This is a genomic window from Pseudomonas sp. I8001 (genome assembly GCF_013385345.1).
In the GTDB taxonomy this organism is placed as follows: Bacteria; Pseudomonadota; Gammaproteobacteria; order Pseudomonadales; family Pseudomonadaceae; genus Aquipseudomonas.
Genome location: NZ_JACAQC010000035.1, coordinates 28,967 through 46,750, shown reverse-complemented (window position 1 = coordinate 46,750; position 17,784 = coordinate 28,967). Strand labels below are relative to the sequence as shown.

Sequence of the window (17,784 nt, the reverse complement as noted above, 5' to 3'; positions counted from 1 at the left end):
CCCTCGCCACAGCAAGCTCCTCGCCACAACAAGCTCTCTAGCCACAGAGAGCGCCTGCAAATTTGAACATATCGTTTGGTTCTTGGGTGTAATTCGAGATTATTCACTGCCTGTCTGTAGGGTAATTTACCCTGATGTGTAAGGCATGCCTGTTTAACCTGAAGGCCATTGATGGTGCCAGGCAGGGAGCGCATGGTCGGGGTTCGGTAACTTAAAAAGGACGAACCCCATGCTGGTATTAAGCCGCGCGGTAGGTGAAATAATTTCGGTGGGTGACCAGATCACTTTGCGCATTCTGGAAGTGAACGGCACCCAAGTGAAGCTGGGTGTGGAAGCGCCGGTGGGGGTCAATGTGCACCGGGCGGAGGTCTATCAGAAGATCCTCAGTCGCCACGGGCAGCAGACCAACACCCATCCAGTGCCTGTGCCCAATCCTTGAGTCTCAGTCGAACAGGTGCTTGGGCACATCGTGCTTGAGCATCAACTGGCACTGCTCGCTTTCGGGGTCGAAAACAATCAGCGCCTGGCCCTTGGTCAGCGCCTGGCGTACCCGCAGCACCCGTGTTTCCAGGGGGGTGTCGTCACCATTGTCGGTGCCGTCGCGGGTCACGAAGTCTTCGATGAGGCGTGTCAGGGTGTCGACTTCAAGTGCATCGTAGGGAATCAGCATACAAGCCTCGGCTAGGGAATCCCGGCGATGCTACTGCGCCGGGATCCGAGTTGCCAGTCTCAGGTTTTTTGGCCCACCAGGCTGTCCACCGACGGCACGCGGGTATCACTCTCCATTTGTGTGTCGTGTTCGATCTGGTGACTGAACCGGTCGAGGGAGCCCTTGGCCGGCTGTGCATCGCTGGCGAACACCGGCGGGCTGAGGATGTACGCGCCCAGCAGGCGACTCAGCGCGGCGAGGCTGTCGATGTGCGTGCGCTCATAACCATGGGTGGCATCGCAACCGAATGCCAGCAGTGCGGTGCGAATGTCGTGGCCGGCGGTCACCGCCGAATGCGCGTCGCTGAAGTAGTAGCGAAACAGGTCGCGACGCACCGGTAGCTCATTTTCCGCCGCCAGGCGCAGCAGGTGGCGGGACAGGTGATAGTCATACGGCCCGCCGGAATCCTGCATCGCCACACTCACCGCGTGCTCGCTGGAGTGCTGCTCGTGGGCCACCGGCGCAATGTCGATGCCGACGAACTCACTCACATCCCACGGCAATGCCGCCGCCGCACCACTGCCGGTTTCTTCGGTGATGGTGAACAGCGGATGGCAGTCGATCAGCAGCGGCTGGCCGCTGTCGACAATCGCCTTGAGCGCCGCCAGCAGCGCGGCAACCCCGGCTTTATCGTCCAGGTGGCGGGCGCTGATATGCCCGCTCTCGGTGAATTCCGGCAGCGGGTCGAAGGCGACGAAATCGCCGACGCTGATACCCAGGGAGTCACAGTCGGCGCGGGTGGCGCAGTAGGCATCCAGGCGCAGTTCGATGTGGTCCCAACTGATGGGCATTTCATCCACGGCCGTATTGAACGCGTGACCGGAGGCCATCAACGGCAACACGCTGCCACGGATCACTCCGTTATCGGTGAACAGGCTGACGCGACTGCCTTCGGCAAAACGGCTGGACCAGCAGCCCACCGGCGCGAGGGTCAGGCGGCCATTGTCCTTGATCGCCCGCACGGCGGCGCCGATGGTGTCCAGGTGCGCGGAAACGGCGCGGTCGGGGCTGTTTTTCTGGCCCTTGAGGGTGGCGCGGATGGTGCCGCGCCGGGTCATTTCAAAGGGAATGCCCAGTTCCTCAAGGCGCTCGGCAACGTAGCGCACGATGGTGTCGGTAAACCCGGTGGGGCTGGGAATGGCGAGCATTTCCAGCAGCACTTTTTGCAGGTAAGCGAGATCCGGTTCGGGGATGGTTCGGGTCATGGAAACTCCTGATGAGTTGAGGGCATCGATGGTTTCGATGAAAGGGGCGCCTCAGAGATTGTGTTGGCTGTACCGGCGTCTTCGCGAGCAAGCCCGCTCCCACATTTGGAATGCATTCCCCTGTGGGAGCGGGCTTGCTCGCGAAAGCGCCAGTCAAGGCAACACCTTTCTCAAGCCGTCGGTTGGCTATGGGGAAACAACAGGTCCACGAACTTTTCAGCCGTCGGCTGCGGTTCATGGTTGGCCAGCCCGGCCCGTTCGTTGGCTTCGATAAACACGTAGTCCGGTTGGTCGGCGGCCGGCACCATCAGGTCCAGGCCCACCATGGGAATGTCGAGGGCACGGGCGGCGCGCACGGCGGCGTCCACCAGGGTCGGGTGGAGGATGGCGGTGACGTCTTCCAGGCAACCGCCGGTGTGCAGGTTGGCGGTACGCCGCACCGCCAGGCGTTCGCCACGGGGCAGGATGCTGTTGTAGTCGTAGCCGGCCGCCTGCAGGGTGCGTTGGGTTTCATGGTCCAGGGGGATTTTGCTTTCGCCATCGGTGGCGGCCTGGCGTCGGCGGCTCTGGGCTTCGATCAACGCGCCAATGGAATGCTGACCATCGCCGGTGACTTCCGCCGGGCGCCGAATGGCGGCGGCAACCACTTCAAAGCCGATCACCAGAATGCGCAGGTCGAGGCCTTCGTGGAAGCTTTCCAGCAGTACACGGGTGTCGAATTGGCGGGCCGCCTCAATGGCTTTTTGCACGTCTTCAATGGTCTGCAAATCCACCGCCACCCCCTGGCCTTGTTCGCCATCCAGCGGCTTGACCACAATACGCTGGTGCTCGTCGAGAAACTCCAGGTTGTCATCGGCACTGCCGGCCAATTGCTGGGCCGGAAGGTTCAGGCCTGCGGCCTTGAACACCTTGTGGGTCAGGCTCTTGTCCTGGCACAAAGTCATGCTGATGGCGCTGGTCAGGTCGCTGAGGGATTCGCGGCAGCGCACCCGGCGGCCACCGTGGCTCAGGGTGAACAAGCCGGCATCGGCATCGTCCACTTGCACGTCGATCCCGCGCCGATGAGCTTCCTCGACGATGATCCGCGCATAGGGATTGAACTCCGCCTGCGGGCCAGGGCCGAGGAACAGCGGCTGGTTGATCCCGTTCTTGCGCTTGATGGCGAAGGTGGTCAGCGCGCGAAAGCCAAGCTTGGCGTAGAGACTTTTTGCCTGGCGGTTGTCGTGCAGCACCGACAGGTCGAGGTAGCTCAGGCCACGGCTCATGAAGTGTTCGATCAAGTGGCGCACCAGCACTTCACCCACCCCGGGGCGGGTGCATTGCGGGTCGACCGCCAGGCACCAGAGGCTGCAGCCGTTCTCCGGATCGTGAAAGGCCTTCTGGTGGTTCAGGCCCATCACGCTGCCGATCACCGCGCCGCTGTCTTCGTCCTCGGCCAGCCAATACACCGGGCCGCCTTGATGGCGTGGCGTGAGCAGTGCCGGGTCCACCGGCAACATGCCGCGCCCCTGGTACAACTGGTTCACCGCTTGCCAGTCCGCCTCGGTTTGTACCCGGCGAATCCGGAACCCGCGAAACACCCGGGTTGCCGGGCGATAGTCGGTGAACCACAGGCGCAGGGTATCGGACGGGTCGAGAAACAACTGCTGGGGATCAATCCCGAGGATCTGCTGCGGCGCCGCCACATACAGCGCGATATCCCGCTCGCCGGGCTGCTCGTTGAGCAACTCCAGGGCCAGGCTCGCCGGGTCCGGGAAGGTGTGGCCGATCAACAGCCGGCCCCAACCGCAATGCACGGCAATCGGCGTGGGGTCCAGTTCGCTGCCGTCTTCGGCGAAGCGGGCTTGCAGGCGCTCGTAGGAGGGCGCCTGGCCTCGCAGCAAGCGTTGGCTGTAAGCCGTGGCATGAGGTTTCATGAATCAGATTCCTTGTTCGCTGAGCCACAGGTTCAGCGCCGCCAGTTGCCACAGCTTGGAGCCGCGCAACGGGGTCAGTTGGCCTTGGGGATCGGTGAGCAGGCGGTCGAGCATGGCCGGGTTGAACAGGCCGCGGTCCTGGCTTGGGTCCAGCAGCAGCTCACGCACCCAGTTCAAGGTGTCACCCTGCAAATGCTTGAGGCCGGGCACCGGGAAGTAGCCTTTCTTGCGATCGATGACCTCGCTCGGGATCACCCGGCGCGCCGCTTCCTTGAGCACTTGCTTGCCGCCGTCCGGCAGTTTGAATTTGCCCGGCACGCGGGCCGACAGTTCTACCAGGCGATAGTCGAGAAACGGTGTGCGCGCTTCCAGGCCCCAGGCCATGGTCATGTTGTCGACGCGCTTGACCGGGTCATCCACCAGCATCACGGTGCTGTCCAGGCGCAGGGCTTTGTCCACCGCCGCATCGGCGCCGGGCTGGGCGAAATGCTCGCGCACGAAGTCACCGGCGGCGTCATTCGCGGTCAACCATTTCGGCGCGACGGTAGCGGCATAGTCGTCGTAGCTGCGGTCGAAAAATGCGTCGCGGTAGGCCGCGTACGGGTCGCTTGCGCCATCCACCTGCGGGTACCAGTGGTAACCGGCGAACAGTTCATCGGCGCCCTGGCCGCTTTGCACCACCTTGCAGTGCTTGGCCACTTCCCGGGACAGCAGGTAGAAGGCGATGCAGTCATGACTGACCATCGGCTCGCTCATGGCACGGAACGCCGCCGGCAACTGCTCGATGATTTCGCTTTCGGCGATACGCAGTTGGTGGTGACGGGTGCCGTAATGCTTGGCGATCAAGTCCGAATACTGGAACTCGTCGCCGCGCTCGCCGCCCGCGTCTTCAAAGCCGATGGAGAAGGTCGACAGGTCCTGCACGCCGACTTCCCGCAACAGGCCCACCAGCATGCTGGAGTCGACACCGCCGGAAAGCAGCACGCCCACATCCACCGCCGCCCGCTGACGAATCGCCACGGCTTCGCGGGTGCTGTCGAGCACGCGGTCGGTCCAGTCTTCCAGGGTCAGGTTGGCTTCGTCGGCGTGGGGGCCGTAGGGCAGGGTCCACCAGGTTTTCTGTTCAGTCTTGCCATCGGCGTCGATGCGCATCCAGGAGGCGGGCGGCAGCTTTTCAATGCCCGCCAGCAGGGTGCGCGGCGCAGGCACCACGGCGTGGAAGTTCAGGTAGTGATTGAGGGCCACCGGATCGAGGATCGGGTTGATATCGCCACCCTTGAGCAGCGCCGGCAGGGCCGAGGCAAAACGCAGGCGCTGGCCGGTGCGCGACAGGTACAGCGGCTTCACGCCGAGGCGGTCACGGGCGATAAACAGGCGCTGGGCATCGCGCTCCCAGATGGCGAAGGCGAACATCCCGTTGAGCTTGGGCAGCAGGGCTTCGCCCCAGGCGTGGTAGCCCTTGAGCAGCACTTCGGTGTCGCCACCGGAATAGAAGGCGTAGCCCAGGGCTTCCAGCTCTTCACGCAATTCCGGGAAGTTATAGATCGCGCCGTTGAACGCCAGGGACAGGCCCAGTTGGGCGTCGACCATCGGTTGGGCGGAGCCATCCGACAGGTCCATGATTTTCAGGCGTCGATGGCCCAGGGCAATCGGCCCCTGGGCATGAAAGCCCCACGCGTCAGGACCGCGTGGCGCCAAGTGATGGGTGATTCGTTCCACCGCTGCCAGGTCGGCAGGTTGGTGATCGAAACGTAACTCTCCAGCTAATCCGCACATAAATTCCTTACCGGTTTTTCCGTTGGGGAGGGATAGAAATGCAGCCCGCCAAAACGGCGGGTACCCAGAGACTGACCCGGGTAAATTGTGGGAGTTTTAGAACAATACGTTATAAGGCAAAGAGCCTTGACGGGTTGCAAGCCCGTCGTCGCCCTCAGGATTTGCCTGGGTTACCGCGGATCAGGGCGCGCAGCGCGAAGCGATTGGGGTGACAGGCTTCGCTGACACTGCGCGGCAGCGGTAGCGGCTCATCGTCGAGCCAGGCGGCCAGCAGCTCTGCACAGAGTGGCGCGGTGACCAGCCCCCGTGAGCCATGGCCACTGTTGATATACACGCCGTGCAACCACGGGCACGGCGCATCAGGGACCTGCCGGGCGTCTTTGCCAAGGGCGGCGTAGGTGTGATCAAACGCTTCTCGCTGCGCCAGCGGTCCGACGATCGGCAGGTAGTCCGGGCTGGTGCAACGGAAGGCGGCGCGGCCTTCAAGCTGTTCGGGTGCCAGGCTGTCGGCGCCCAGGCGTTGCAGCAAATCGAGGGAGATTTCCCGCAGCATCTCCAGATTGCCCACGTGCTCGGCCACCGTGGGCGTAAGGTCATCGCTCTTGAAGTCGAAGCTGGCACCGAGGGTGTGCTCGCCCAGGCGTGGCGGGGCGACGTAGCCCTCGGCGCACACCACCGTGGCCAACGCCTGGCTTTGCGCCGTTTGCGGCAGGCGAGTGATTTGCCCGCGGATGCGCTTGAGGGGCAAGTCAGCGCTGAAGGAAAACCGCTTGATCTCGGCGGCGCCGGCCAGCACGACCACACTGGCTTGAGCCAGAACCGTATCGTCCTGCAACGCCTGCCACTGACCGTCGACCTGCTTGAGCTCAAGGGCGTCGTGGTGCTGGAGCACTTCGATCAGCGGGTGCCTGGCTTGCCATTCGCACAGCGCCGGCGGGTGAACCCAGCCGCCCTCGGGGAAGAACAACCCACCTTGCTCCAGCGTTATCCCGGCGCGCACCTGTGCCTGCTCTTTATCCAGCAGGTGCAACAGGTCCGGGGCAAAAGCGCCGGCCAGTTGTGCCTGACGCTCGGCTTCCTTGGCGTTGAAGGCCAGTTGCAGCACGCCGCAGCCATCCCAGTCCACGCCACGTTGCAGGTGTTCCAGCAGGCGCCGGGTGTGGCCGAAACCGCTGAGAATCAACTGCGAAAGTGCCGTGCCATGGGCGGAAAGCTTGAGGTACAACACCCCTTGCGGGTTGCCGGAGGCTTCCTGCGCGAGCGCTGCGTGGCGTTCCAGCAAACTGACGCGCCAGCCGCGTGCCGCCAGGCTGGCCGCCGTGGCGCAACCGGCCAGGCCACCACCGATGACCAGTGCATGGCGTTCACCGGAAACCGCAGGCGGGCGCGCAAACCAGGGTTTTGCCGCGGCAGGCGCAGGCGTTTCAGCGGGCCAGCCGAGAAACTCACCCCGCAGGATTTCCCACTTGTGGCCGATGCCGGGGGTGCGCTTCATCTTGAACCCGGCGGCGTTGATCAACCGCCGTACCCAGCCGGTGCTGGTAAAGGTGCTGATGGTCGAGCCCGGCGCCGCCAGCCGCGCCAGTTCGGCGAACAGCTCGGCAGTCCACATGTCGGGGTTCTTGGCCGGGGCGAAACCGTCGAGGAACCAGGCGTCGACCTGCGCGTCCAGCTGCGGCAATTGCTCCAGGGCGTCGCCGATCAGCAACGTCAGGGTGACTCGACCGGTGTCCAGTACCAGCCGCTGGAAGCCTTGGTGAATCGCGATGTATTGCGCCAGCAGTTGCTCGGCGAACGGCGCCAGTTCCGGCCAGAGGGCGAGGGCGCGCTGCAGGTCGGCGCGGCTCAGCGGGTACTTTTCCACGCTGACAAAATGCAGGCGTGCGCCCGCCACCGCGTGTTGTTCGAACAACTGCCAGGCGCACAGGAAATTCAGGCCGGTGCCGAAGCCGGTCTCACCGATCACCAAGCGCCCACCCACCGGCAGCGCCGCAAAGCGTTCCTGCAAACGGTTCTGTTCGAGGAATACGTAGCGGGTTTCTTCAAGGCCCGACTTGTCGGAGAAGTACACGTCATCGAAGACCCGCGAGTGCGGGCGACCTTGGTCATCCCAGTCAAGCTGGGCGTGGGATACGGGGTTCATGAGCGGCTCGGCAAAGGCAAGGCGGCCATTCTAGCTGATCAACAGGGTTGTCATTGATCCATGGCAAGCCGCTGTGGAATTTCCTGCCACGTGTTGTTGCCCAATCCGCTAGTCTTGATCACTTCTGGAACGGAGCCGCCCATGTTCGAATCTGCCGAAATCGGTCACGCCATCGACAAAGACACCTACGACGCCGAAGTGCCGGCCCTGCGTGAAGCCTTGCTGGAAGTGCAGTACGAACTGCAACAGCAGAAGCGCTTCCCGGTGATCATCCTGATCAATGGCATCGAAGGTGCGGGCAAGGGTGAAACCGTCAAATTGCTGAATGAATGGATGGACCCGCGCCTGATCGAGGTGCGCACCTTCGACCAGCAGACCGACGAAGAACTGGCCCGCCCGCCGGCCTGGCGCTACTGGCGCCAGCTGCCGGCGAAAGGTCGCATGGGGGTCTTTTTTGGTAACTGGTACAGCCAGATGCTGCAGAGTCGCGTCCATGGCGAGATCAAGGATGCGCGGCTCGACCAGGCCATCGCCGGTGCCGAGCGCCTGGAAAAGATGCTGTGTGACGAAGGCGCGCTGATCTTCAAGTTCTGGTTTCACCTCTCCAAGAAGCAAATGAAATCCCGGCTCAAGGCCTTGCAGGACGACCCACTGCACAGCTGGCGCATCAGCCCGCTGGACTGGCAGCAGTCCAAGACCTACGACAAGTTTGTGCATTTTGGTGAGCGGATCCTGCGCCGCACCAGTCGTGACTATGCGCCTTGGTATGTGATCGAGGGTGTCGATGCGCACTACCGCGGGCTGACCGTCGGCAAGATCCTGCTCGAAGGCCTGCAAAACGCCTTGAAAGTGCCCAAGGGTAAAGCCAGCGGCATGAACCCGGCGCCGCTGCCATCGGCGGTTGACCAGATGAGCCTGCTGAACAGCCTGGACATGAGCCTGAGCCTTGAAAAGGACGATTACGAAGAACAACTGATTACCGAGCAGGCACGGTTCTCCGGGCTGATGCGCGACAAACGCATGCGCAAGCACGCGTTGGTGACGGTGTTTGAAGGCAACGACGCGGCGGGCAAGGGTGGGGCCATCCGGCGTGTGGCGGCAGCCCTCGATCCCCGGCAGTACCACATCGTGCCGATCGCCGCGCCCAGTGAAGACGAGCGCGCCCAGCCTTACCTGTGGCGTTTCTGGCAGAAAATTCCGGCGCGGGGCATGTTCACCGTGTTCGACCGCTCCTGGTATGGCCGGGTGCTGGTGGAACGCATCGAAGGCTTCTGCACGCCGACGGACTGGATGCGCGCCTACGGCGAGATCAACGACTTCGAAGAGCAACTGCGCGACGCCGGGGTGATCGTGGTCAAGTTCTGGCTGGCGATCGACAAGCAGACGCAGCTGGAGCGGTTCCAGGCCCGCGAGGAAATTCCGTTCAAACGCTTCAAGATCACCGAGGACGACTGGCGTAACCGCGAGAAGTGGGACGACTACCGGGCGGCGGTGGGCGACATGGTAGACCGCACCAGCACCGAGATTGCGCCGTGGACGCTGGTTGAAGCCAACGACAAGCGCTGGGCGCGGGTGAAGGTACTGCGCACCATCAACCGGGCGCTGGAGGAAGCGTTCGACAAGACCGACAAGCATGACAAGAAGGACAAGAAGAAGTAACGCCATGCTTTTGCATACGCGGGGTGAATGATTGTCGCGGTTGAAGAGGGCGGGATCTATGCTCGATCCATCTCTCAACAACCACAACAATTGAGGTAGCCCATGCGTGAAGTAGTGATCGTCGACAGCGTGCGAACCGGCCTGGCCAAGTCCTTTCGCGGCAAGTTCAACCAGACCCGTCCCGATGACATGGCTGCCCATTGCGTGAACGCGTTGCTGACCCGCAACGGCATCGACCCGGCCACGGTCGAGGACTGCATCGTCGGCGCCGGTTCCAACGAAGGTGCCCAGGGCTACAACATCGGCCGCAATGTGGCGGTGTTGTCGCAACTGGGTACCGGTACGGCGGGCATGACCCTCAACCGTTTCTGTTCCTCGGGGTTGCAGGCGATTGCGATCGCCGCCAACCAGATTGCTTCCGGTTGCAGCGAGATCATTGTCGCCGGTGGGGTCGAGTCCATCAGCCTGACCATGAAGAGCGTCAACACCGATAACCTGATCAATCCGTTGCTCAAGGAGCAGGTGCCGGGCATTTACTTTCCCATGGGGCAGACGGCGGAAATCGTTGCGCGGCGGTATCACGTCAGTCGTGAAGAGCAGGATCTGTATGCGCTGCAAAGCCAGCAGCGTACGGCTCAGGCCCAGGCTGACGGGTTGTTCGATGATGAAATCGTGCCGATGGCGGTGAAGTACAAGGTTGAGGACAAGAACACTGGCGCGGTGCAGGTGTTGGAGGGGGTGGTGGATCGGGATGATTGCAATCGTCCGGATACGACGTTGGCCAGTCTTGCGGGATTGAAGCCGGTGTTTGCGGAGGATGGGTCGGTGACGGCGGGGAATTCGTCGCAGTTGTCTGATGGGGCTTCCATGACACTGGTGATGAGCCTGGAAAAAGCGCTGGAACTGGGGCTTAAGCCCAAGGCGTTTTTTCGCGGGTTTACGGTGGCGGGGTGTGAGCCGGATGAGATGGGGATCGGGCCGGTGTTTTCGGTGCCCAAGTTGCTCAAGGCCCGTGGGCTGGCAGTGGCGGATATTGATTTGTGGGAGTTGAATGAGGCGTTTGCCTCGCAGTGCCTTTATGCGCGTAATCGGCTGGAAATTGATAACGCCAAGTACAACGTCAACGGTGGGTCGATTTCCATCGGGCATCCGTTTGGGATGACGGGGTCGCGGCAGGTGGGGCATCTGGTGCGTGAGTTGCAGCGGCGCAAGTTGCGTTACGGCATTGTCACTATGTGTGTGGGCGGCGGCATGGGGGCCACCGGCTTGTTCGAAGCCGTACGCTGACTCAGTGTGGGAGTGGCGGTGCGACGATTCGACTTGCTCGCGAATGCGGCGGGGCAGTCGATGAAAATGTTGGCTGATAGACCGCCTTCGCGAGCAAGCCCGCTCCCACATTTGATCAGCACCGTATCCCAATCCGTTCACATCCCCCTAGAATGCACCTCCTCCACCTCAGGCATTCGGGGCACTCATGCACATCTCATCGGGCCGTTGGGTCTACGGTTTATCCCTGGCCCTGCTGACCGCGCTGCTCTGGGGCATTCTGCCGATCAAACTCAAACAGGTCTTGCAGGTGATGGACCCCGTCACCGTCACCTGGTTTCGCCTGGTCGTCTCCGGCAGTTGTCTGTTTATCTATCTCGCCGCCGTAAGGCGCCTGCCCAGCTGGCGCTCCCTCGGACCAAAAGGTGGCTGGCTGGTAGCAATCGCCGTGTGCGGCCTGATGGGCAACTACGTGCTCTACCTGGTCGGCCTCAAACTGCTGAGCCCCGGCACCGCGCAACTGGTGGTACAGGTGGGCCCGATCTTCCTGATGATCGCCAGCGTCTTCGTGTTCAAGGAACGCTTCAGCCTCGGGCAGGGCATGGGCCTGCTGGTGCTGATCATCGGCTTCGGCCTGTTCTTCAACCAGCGCCTGACCGAGTTGTTGACCTCCCTGGGCAGCTACACCGCCGGGGTGCTGACGATTCTCTTGGCCACCACCATCTGGACCTTCTACGCCCTGGGCCAGAAGCAGTTGCTGACGGTATGGAATTCGTTGCAGGTGATGATGGTGATCTACCTGTCCTGCGCGCTCTTGCTGACGCCATGGGCGCACCCGATGGAAGCGCTGCAACTGAGCCCGCTGCAAGGCTGGCTGCTGCTGGCCTGCTGTTTCAATACGCTGATTGCCTACGGCGCATTCGCCGAAGCCCTGGCCCACTGGGAAGCCTCGCGGGTCAGCGCCACCCTGGCGCTGACGCCATTGGTGACTTTCGTCGCGGTGGCGCTGGCCGCCTGGATGTGGCCCGAGTATGTGCACGCCGAAGACATCAATGCCCTCGGCTACGGCGGTGCCGTGTTGGTGGTGCTGGGGTCTGCGACCGTGGCGTTGGCGCCGTCGCTGTTCGCCGGGCTCAGGGCCCGGCGTGCACGATTGGCGTCTTAATGACCGGCTTCCAGCATGTTTTCCGGACGCACCCACTGGTCGAACTCTTCGTCCGTGAGATAGCCCAGCTTCAGCGCCGCTTCCCGTAGGGTCAGCCCTTCGGCATAGGCCTTCTTGGCAATCTCGGCGGACTTGTCGTAGCCGATGTGCGGGTTCAGCGCAGTCACCAGCATCAGGCCACGCTCAAGGTGCGCGGCCATTTGCTCGGCGTCGGGTTCCAGGCCGGCGATGCAGTGCTCTTGGAAGTTGCTGCAACCGTCGGCCAGCAGGCGGATCGATTCCAGCAGGTTGTGGATGATCACCGGCTTGTACACGTTCAACTGCAAGTGGCCCTGGCTGGCGGCGAAGCCAATGGTCACGTCATTGCCCAGCACCTGGCAGGCCAGCATCGACAGCGCTTCGCACTGGGTCGGGTTGACCTTGCCGGGCATGATCGAGCTGCCCGGTTCATTCGCCGGCAACTTGACTTCCGCCAGCCCGGCACGCGGGCCGGAGCCCAGCAGGCGCAGGTCGTTGGCGATTTTCATCAGGGCCACGGCCAGGGTCTTCAAGGCGCCGTGCAGGGTGGTCAACGGCTCATGGCCCGACAGCGCGGCGAATTTGTTCGGTGCGGTGACAAACGGCAGGCCCGACAGCGCGGCCAATTCCGAGGCAATCGCCTCGCCAAAACCGTGGGGTGAATTGAGCCCGGTGCCGACGGCAGTACCACCCTGGGCCAGTTCACACACGGCGGGCAGGGCGCTGCGGATCGCGCGTTCGGCGTAGTCGAGTTGCGCTATAAAGGCCGAGACTTCCTGGCCGAAGGTGATGGGCGTCGCATCCATCATGTGGGTGCGGCCGGTTTTCACCAGCTTCATGTGGCGCGCCGACAACTCTGCCAAACCACCAGACAGTTCACGGATCGCCGGCAACAGCTTCTCGGTGACGGCCTGCACGGCGGCGATGCTCATGGCGGTGGGGAAGCAGTCGTTGGAACTCTGGGAACGGTTGACGTGGTCGTTGGGATGCACCGGGCTCTTGCCGCCGCGGGGCTTGCCCGCCAGCTCGTTGGCACGGCCGGCGATCACTTCGTTGGCGTTCATGTTGCTCTGGGTGCCGCTGCCGGTCTGCCACACCACCAGGGGAAACTGGTCGTCGTGTTCGCCGGCGAGCACTTCGTCGGCGGCCTGTTCGATCAACCGGGCAATGTCGGCGGGCAGGTCGCCATTGCGGTCGTTGACCCGGGCCGCAGCCTTCTTGATCAGGGCCAGGGCGTGCAACACAGCCAGGGGCATGCGCTGGTCGCCGATGGCGAAGTTCACCAGTGAGCGTTGGGTCTGCGCGCCCCAGTAAGCGTCATCCGGGACTTGCACTTCTCCCAGGCTGTCGGTTTCGATACGGCTCATCGGGCACACTCCTTCAGGTTCGTTTGCGCAGTTTAGGCCCTGATCGTCCGGTGGGGTTCCCTTAAAAGACTTTTCATCGGATTAAGCCCCGCAAAACCAGGCCCCACAAGGCGTGGGGTTGAGCCGCGGCGTTTTTTAGGCGCAGAATGGGCGCCCTTGGGGTCTTACCTCGCCTGCTAGAAAAGGAAACTCGATGACTCGTCTTCGTGCCATCTGTACCGCGGTTGCTCTGGTATGTGCCAGCGGCCAGGTTTTTGCCGATACCGCCAGCCACAACGCCAGTGCCGAAGCCTTCCTTACCCTGGCCCATGCCGACAAGCTGGGTACCCCGGTGTACATGCAAGTGCAACAAATGTTCGCCCAGCGTTTCGAGCAGACCAAGGCGCCTGCTTCCAAGCAAACCGTCCTGGACACCTACCAGGCCAAGGCCAACACCGCCCTGGACCAGGCCATCGGCTGGAACAAGCTCAAGCCGGACATGATCAAGCTCTACACCGACAACTTCAGCGAATCCGAGCTCAAGGACCTGGTTGCGTTCTACCAGTCGCCACTGGGCAAGAAAGTCCTGGAGAAAATGCCCCAGCTGACCCAGCAATCGGCCCAGATGACCCAGGCCAAGCTGGAAAGCGCGGTACCTGTGGTGAACAAGCTGCTGGAAGACATGACCAACGAGCTGACGCCAAAAGCCCCGGCCCCGGCCAAGAAGAAGTAAACAGGAATGACCATGCAACAGCGTATCGAATCGGCACTCGTCGCCCTGAGCCCGGAACACTTGAGCGTGCTGGATGAAAGCCATATGCACAGCCGTGGGTTGCAGACCCACTTCAAGGCCGTGCTGGTCAGCCAGCAGTTCGAGGGCCTCAACCGCGTCAAGCGCCACCAGAAGGTCTATGCCACGTTGGGTGACCTGATGAGCGAATTCCATGCGTTGGCGCTGCATACCTACACGCCTGAAGAATGGGCGAAAATCGACGCAGCCCCGGCCTCGCCGACCTGCGCCGGCGGTCACTGACACTGTGGCACATCAGCTTGATGTGGCGGTCCATAATCGTCGCCATTTTTGTTAGAATCCGCAACGCGCCGCTCAGTCGGCGCGTTTTTTTTGCATCCGGTTCACCCTTTACGAGGGTAGCCACCTGGAGAGAACACCCATGACTCAACCGATTGTCGTGGCGGCACTGTATAAGTTCGTCACCCTCGAAGATTACGTCGCCCTGCGCGAGCCACTGCTGCAGGCGATGGTCGACAACGGCATCAAAGGCACCTTGCTGATCGCCGAAGAAGGCATCAACGGCACCGTTTCCGGCAGCCGCGAAGGCATTGATGGCTTGATGGCCTGGCTCAAGAACGACCCGCGCATGGACGACATCGACCATAAAGAGTCGTACTGTGACGAGCAGCCGTTCTACCGCACCAAGGTCAAGCTCAAGAAAGAGATCGTGACCCTGGGCGTCGAAGGCGTCGACCCGAACAAGAAAGTCGGCACCTACGTCGAGCCGCAGGACTGGAATGCGCTGATCAGCGACCCTGAAGTGCTGCTGATCGATACCCGCAACGACTACGAAGTGTCCATCGGCACCTTTGAAGGCGCGATCGACCCGAAGACCACCAGCTTCCGCGAATTTCCCGACTACATCAAAGCCAACTTCGACCCGGCCAAACACAAGAAAGTCGCCATGTTCTGCACCGGCGGCATTCGTTGCGAAAAGGCCTCGAGCTATATGCTCAGCGAGGGTTTCGACGAGGTGTATCACCTCAAGGGCGGCATCCTGAAGTACCTCGAAGAGGTGCCGCAGGAAGAAACCAAGTGGCAGGGCGACTGCTTTGTGTTCGACAATCGCGTGACCGTGCGCCACGACTTGAGCGAAGGCGACTACGATCAATGTCATGCCTGCCGCACACCGGTCAGCGTCGAGGACCGTGCATCCGAACACTATGTAGCTGGCATCAGTTGCCCGCATTGCTGGGATAAGCTTTCAGAGAAGACCCGTCGCAGCGCGATCGACCGGCAAAAGCAGATTGAACTGGCCAAGGCCCGCAATATGCCGCACCCGATTGGCTACAACTACAAGCAATCCCCATCCTCCGAGGCCTGAGCCATGTCCGCACGCCTGCTCTATGTAATGGATCCGATGTGCTCCTGGTGCTGGGGTTTCGCCCCGGTGGCCAAGGCGCTGGTTGAGCAGGCCCAGGCCGCAGGCGTGGAGCTGCACCTGGTGGTGGGCGGCTTGCGCACCGGCAGTGGCGCGGCGCTGGAGCCGACGACCCGGCGCTATATTCTTGAGCATTGGCAGGCCGTGACCGACGCTACCGGCCAGCCGTTCAAGCGTGAAGGTGCACTGCCTGATGGTTTTGTCTACGACACCGAGCCGGCTTGCCGCGCCGTGGTCACTGCCCGCAGCCTGGCGCCGGATTGCGCGTGGAAACTGCTGGGCCTGATCCAGCAGGCGTTCTACGTCGAAGGGCGCGACGTGACCCGCGCCGACGTATTGGTGGAACTGGCCGAGACCGCCGGCGTGCCGCGTATCGAGTTCGCCGAAGCTTTCGATCGCGCCGACCAGCACGCGGCCACCGCGGCGGATTTCACTTGGGTCCAGGACTTGGGTATCGCCGGTTTCCCGACCTTGCTGGCGGAGCGTAATGGGCAACTGGCGCTGCTGACCAACGGCTATCAGCCGCTGTCCGAATTGGCGCCGCTGCTGAGCCGCTGGCTGGAGCGAGCTGCCTGTGCATGATCAGCCCGATCCCGTTGAGCAACCCAAGCGTGTCGACCGGCTGACCTGGGCGGAAGTCCGCCGCCTGGCGCTGCATCACAAGAAATCCCTGTGGATCGCCAATGGCGTCGCCGTGCTGGCAACCTTGTGCAGCGTGCCGATTCCATTGCTGCTGCCGTTGCTGGTGGACGAAGTGCTGTTGGGCCATGGCGATGCGGCACTGAAGGTGATGAACCACGCATTGCCCCTGGGTTGGCAGAAGGCCGCCGGCTATATCGGCCTGATGCTGCTGGTGACCTTGCTGCTGCGTTGCGGTGCCCTGGTGTTCAACGTGCTGCAGGCGCGGTTGTTTGCGCGGCTGGCCAAGGACATCGTCTATCGCATTCGCGTGCGGCTGATCGAGCGCCTCAAGCGCATTTCCCTCAGCGAATACGAAAGCCTGGGCAGCGGCACGGTGACTACGCACCTGGTCACCGACCTGGACACGGTGGACAAATTCGTCGGTGAAACCCTCAGCCGGTTCCTGGTGGCGATGCTCACCCTGGTAGGCACCTCCGGGATCCTGATGTGGATGCACTGGAAGCTGGCACTGTTGATCCTGCTGTTCAACCCGCTGGTGATCTACGCCACGGTGCAGTTGGGCAAGCGGGTCAAGCACCTGAAGAAGCTGGAAAACGACAGCACGTCGCGTTTCACCCAGGCGCTGACCGAAACCCTCGATGCGATCCAGGAAGTGCGTGCCGGCAATCGCCAGGGCTTTTTCCTCGGTCGCCTGGGCCAGCGGGCCCAGGAAGTGCGGGATTTTGCGGTCAATTCCCAGTGGAAAAGCGACGCCTCCAGCCGCGCCAGTGGCTTGCTGTTCCAGTTCGGTATCGACATCTTCCGTGCGGCGGCGATGCTGACGGTGCTGTTTTCCGACCTGTCCATCGGCCAGATGCTCGCGGTGTTCAGTTACCTGTGGTTCATGATCAGCCCGGTGGAACAGTTGCTGAACCTGCAATACGCCTACTACGCGGCGGGCGGGGCGCTGACGCGGATCAACGAACTGCTGGCCCGCGCCGATGAACCGCAATACGCGGGCGGTGCCGATCCGTTTACCGGACGCGAGACCGTCGGCATCGAAGTGCGCGGCCTGAATTTCGGCTACGGTGAGGAACTGGTGCTGGACCAGTTGAACCTGAACATCGCCCCGGGTGAAAAAGTCGCGATTGTCGGCGCCAGCGGCGGCGGCAAAAGTACCCTGGTGCAGCTGTTGCTGGGGCTGTATACGCCGCAGGCCGGCAGCATTCGCTTCGGTGGTTCGACCCAGCAGGAAATCGGCCTGGAGACGATTCGCGAGAATGTCTCCGTGGTGCTGCAGCACCCGGCACTGTTCAATGATACGGTGCGCGCCAACCTGACCATGGGCCGCGAGCGCAGCGACCAGGCCTGTTGGCAGGCGCTGGAAATTGCCCAGCTGGATGCGACCGTCAAGGCGCTGCCGCTGGGCCTGGACAGCGTGGTCGGACGCTCCGGCGTGCGCTTTTCCGGCGGGCAGCGTCAACGCCTGGCCATTGCACGGATGGTGCTGGCGGAGCCGAAAGTGGTAATACTCGACGAAGCCACCTCGGCCCTGGATGCGGCAACCGAATACAACCTGCACCAGGCGCTGGCGCGGTTTCTCAGTGGCCGTACCACCTTGATCATCGCCCACAGGCTGTCGGCGGTGAAACAGGCGGATCGGGTATTGGTGTTCGATGGCGGCCATATTGCCGAAGATGGCGACCATCAGCAGTTGATTGCTGATGGTGGCTTGTACGCCAAACTTTACGGACACTTGCAACAAGTGCGGTGATTTAGCCTACGC

General features: G+C 62.4%; 15 protein-coding genes. 9 read left to right on the top strand and 6 right to left on the bottom strand.

Annotation, left to right across the window (positions count from 1 at the left end; translation table 11 throughout):
• Positions 1 to 229: 229 nt before the first annotated feature.
• Positions 230 to 439: a carbon storage regulator CsrA gene (csrA, locus tag HX839_RS23420; protein WP_177047113.1), complete on the top strand. Its 210-nt coding sequence runs from the start codon at positions 230 to 232 to the stop codon at positions 437 to 439.
• Positions 440 to 442: 3 nt separating this feature from the next.
• Here the strand turns inward: csrA and HX839_RS23415 are convergent, their stop codons facing one another.
• The 5 genes from HX839_RS23415 to mnmC all read right to left on the bottom strand — a co-directional run bounded on the left by HX839_RS23415 (position 443) and on the right by mnmC (position 7,749).
• On the bottom strand, positions 443 to 670 hold the full coding sequence (locus HX839_RS23415) for a YheU family protein (protein ID WP_003192759.1): 228 nt from the start codon (positions 668 to 670) through the stop codon (positions 443 to 445).
• Positions 671 to 729: 59 nt separating this feature from the next.
• On the bottom strand, positions 730 to 1,914 hold the full coding sequence (locus HX839_RS23410; protein WP_003216760.1) for an osmoprotectant NAGGN system M42 family peptidase: 1,185 nt from the start codon (positions 1,912 to 1,914) through the stop codon (positions 730 to 732).
• A gap of 170 nt (positions 1,915 to 2,084) precedes the next feature.
• Positions 2,085 to 3,830, bottom strand: a complete 1,746-nt coding sequence (gene ngg, locus HX839_RS23405; RefSeq protein ID WP_134326020.1) for an N-acetylglutaminylglutamine synthetase — start codon at positions 3,828 to 3,830, stop codon at positions 2,085 to 2,087.
• Between the two features lie 3 nt (positions 3,831 to 3,833).
• The gene (locus tag HX839_RS23400; RefSeq protein ID WP_003216754.1) at positions 3,834 to 5,606 is read right to left on the bottom strand and encodes an N-acetylglutaminylglutamine amidotransferase; all 1,773 of its coding nucleotides are present in this window, start codon (positions 5,604 to 5,606) and stop codon (positions 3,834 to 3,836) included.
• A 154-nt stretch (positions 5,607 to 5,760) separates the two neighbouring features.
• Positions 5,761 to 7,749 (bottom strand): bifunctional tRNA (5-methylaminomethyl-2-thiouridine)(34)-methyltransferase MnmD/FAD-dependent 5-carboxymethylaminomethyl-2-thiouridine(34) oxidoreductase MnmC, encoded by a 1,989-nt coding sequence (mnmC, locus tag HX839_RS23395; protein WP_177067735.1) that lies wholly within the window; start codon positions 7,747 to 7,749, stop codon positions 5,761 to 5,763.
• A 141-nt stretch (positions 7,750 to 7,890) separates the two neighbouring features.
• Between mnmC and pap the strand changes: the two genes are divergently transcribed.
• The 3 genes from pap (at position 7,891) to HX839_RS23380 (ending at position 11,839) form a co-directional block, all read left to right on the top strand.
• Complete coding sequence (gene pap, locus HX839_RS23390) at positions 7,891 to 9,408, top strand: polyphosphate:AMP phosphotransferase (protein ID WP_102368465.1); 1,518 nt, start codon at positions 7,891 to 7,893, stop codon at positions 9,406 to 9,408.
• Between the two features lie 102 nt (positions 9,409 to 9,510).
• The gene (locus HX839_RS23385) at positions 9,511 to 10,695 is read left to right on the top strand and encodes a thiolase family protein (RefSeq protein ID WP_003216747.1); all 1,185 of its coding nucleotides are present in this window, start codon (positions 9,511 to 9,513) and stop codon (positions 10,693 to 10,695) included.
• Between the two features lie 187 nt (positions 10,696 to 10,882).
• Complete coding sequence (locus HX839_RS23380; RefSeq protein ID WP_003216745.1) at positions 10,883 to 11,839, top strand: DMT family transporter; 957 nt, start codon at positions 10,883 to 10,885, stop codon at positions 11,837 to 11,839.
• Here the strand turns inward: HX839_RS23380 and HX839_RS23375 are convergent.
• Positions 11,836 to 13,224, bottom strand: a complete 1,389-nt coding sequence (locus HX839_RS23375) for a class II fumarate hydratase (protein WP_003216744.1) — start codon at positions 13,222 to 13,224, stop codon at positions 11,836 to 11,838. The two genes, HX839_RS23380 and HX839_RS23375, sit on opposite strands and share 4 nt — an antisense overlap.
• A gap of 193 nt (positions 13,225 to 13,417) precedes the next feature.
• Here HX839_RS23375 and HX839_RS23370 point away from each other — a divergent pair, with 193 nt between their 5' ends.
• The 5 genes from HX839_RS23370 (at position 13,418) to HX839_RS23350 (ending at position 17,772) form a co-directional block, all read left to right on the top strand.
• Entirely contained in the window at positions 13,418 to 13,936 is a 519-nt protein-coding gene (locus HX839_RS23370; RefSeq protein ID WP_003216742.1) for a DUF2059 domain-containing protein, read from the top strand.
• Between the two features lie 6 nt (positions 13,937 to 13,942).
• Positions 13,943 to 14,236, top strand: a complete 294-nt coding sequence (locus tag HX839_RS23365; protein WP_003216739.1) for a BolA family transcriptional regulator — start codon at positions 13,943 to 13,945, stop codon at positions 14,234 to 14,236.
• Positions 14,237 to 14,375: 139 nt separating this feature from the next.
• Positions 14,376 to 15,320: a rhodanese-related sulfurtransferase gene (locus tag HX839_RS23360; RefSeq protein ID WP_003216738.1), complete on the top strand. Its 945-nt coding sequence runs from the start codon at positions 14,376 to 14,378 to the stop codon at positions 15,318 to 15,320.
• A gap of 3 nt (positions 15,321 to 15,323) precedes the next feature.
• Positions 15,324 to 15,959: a DsbA family protein gene (locus tag HX839_RS23355; RefSeq protein ID WP_008433236.1), complete on the top strand. Its 636-nt coding sequence runs from the start codon at positions 15,324 to 15,326 to the stop codon at positions 15,957 to 15,959.
• Entirely contained in the window at positions 15,952 to 17,772 is a 1,821-nt protein-coding gene (locus tag HX839_RS23350; protein WP_003216734.1) for an ABC transporter ATP-binding protein, read from the top strand. The genes HX839_RS23355 and HX839_RS23350 overlap by 8 nt, the downstream gene beginning before the upstream one ends.
• Positions 17,773 to 17,784: the final 12 nt, after the last annotated feature.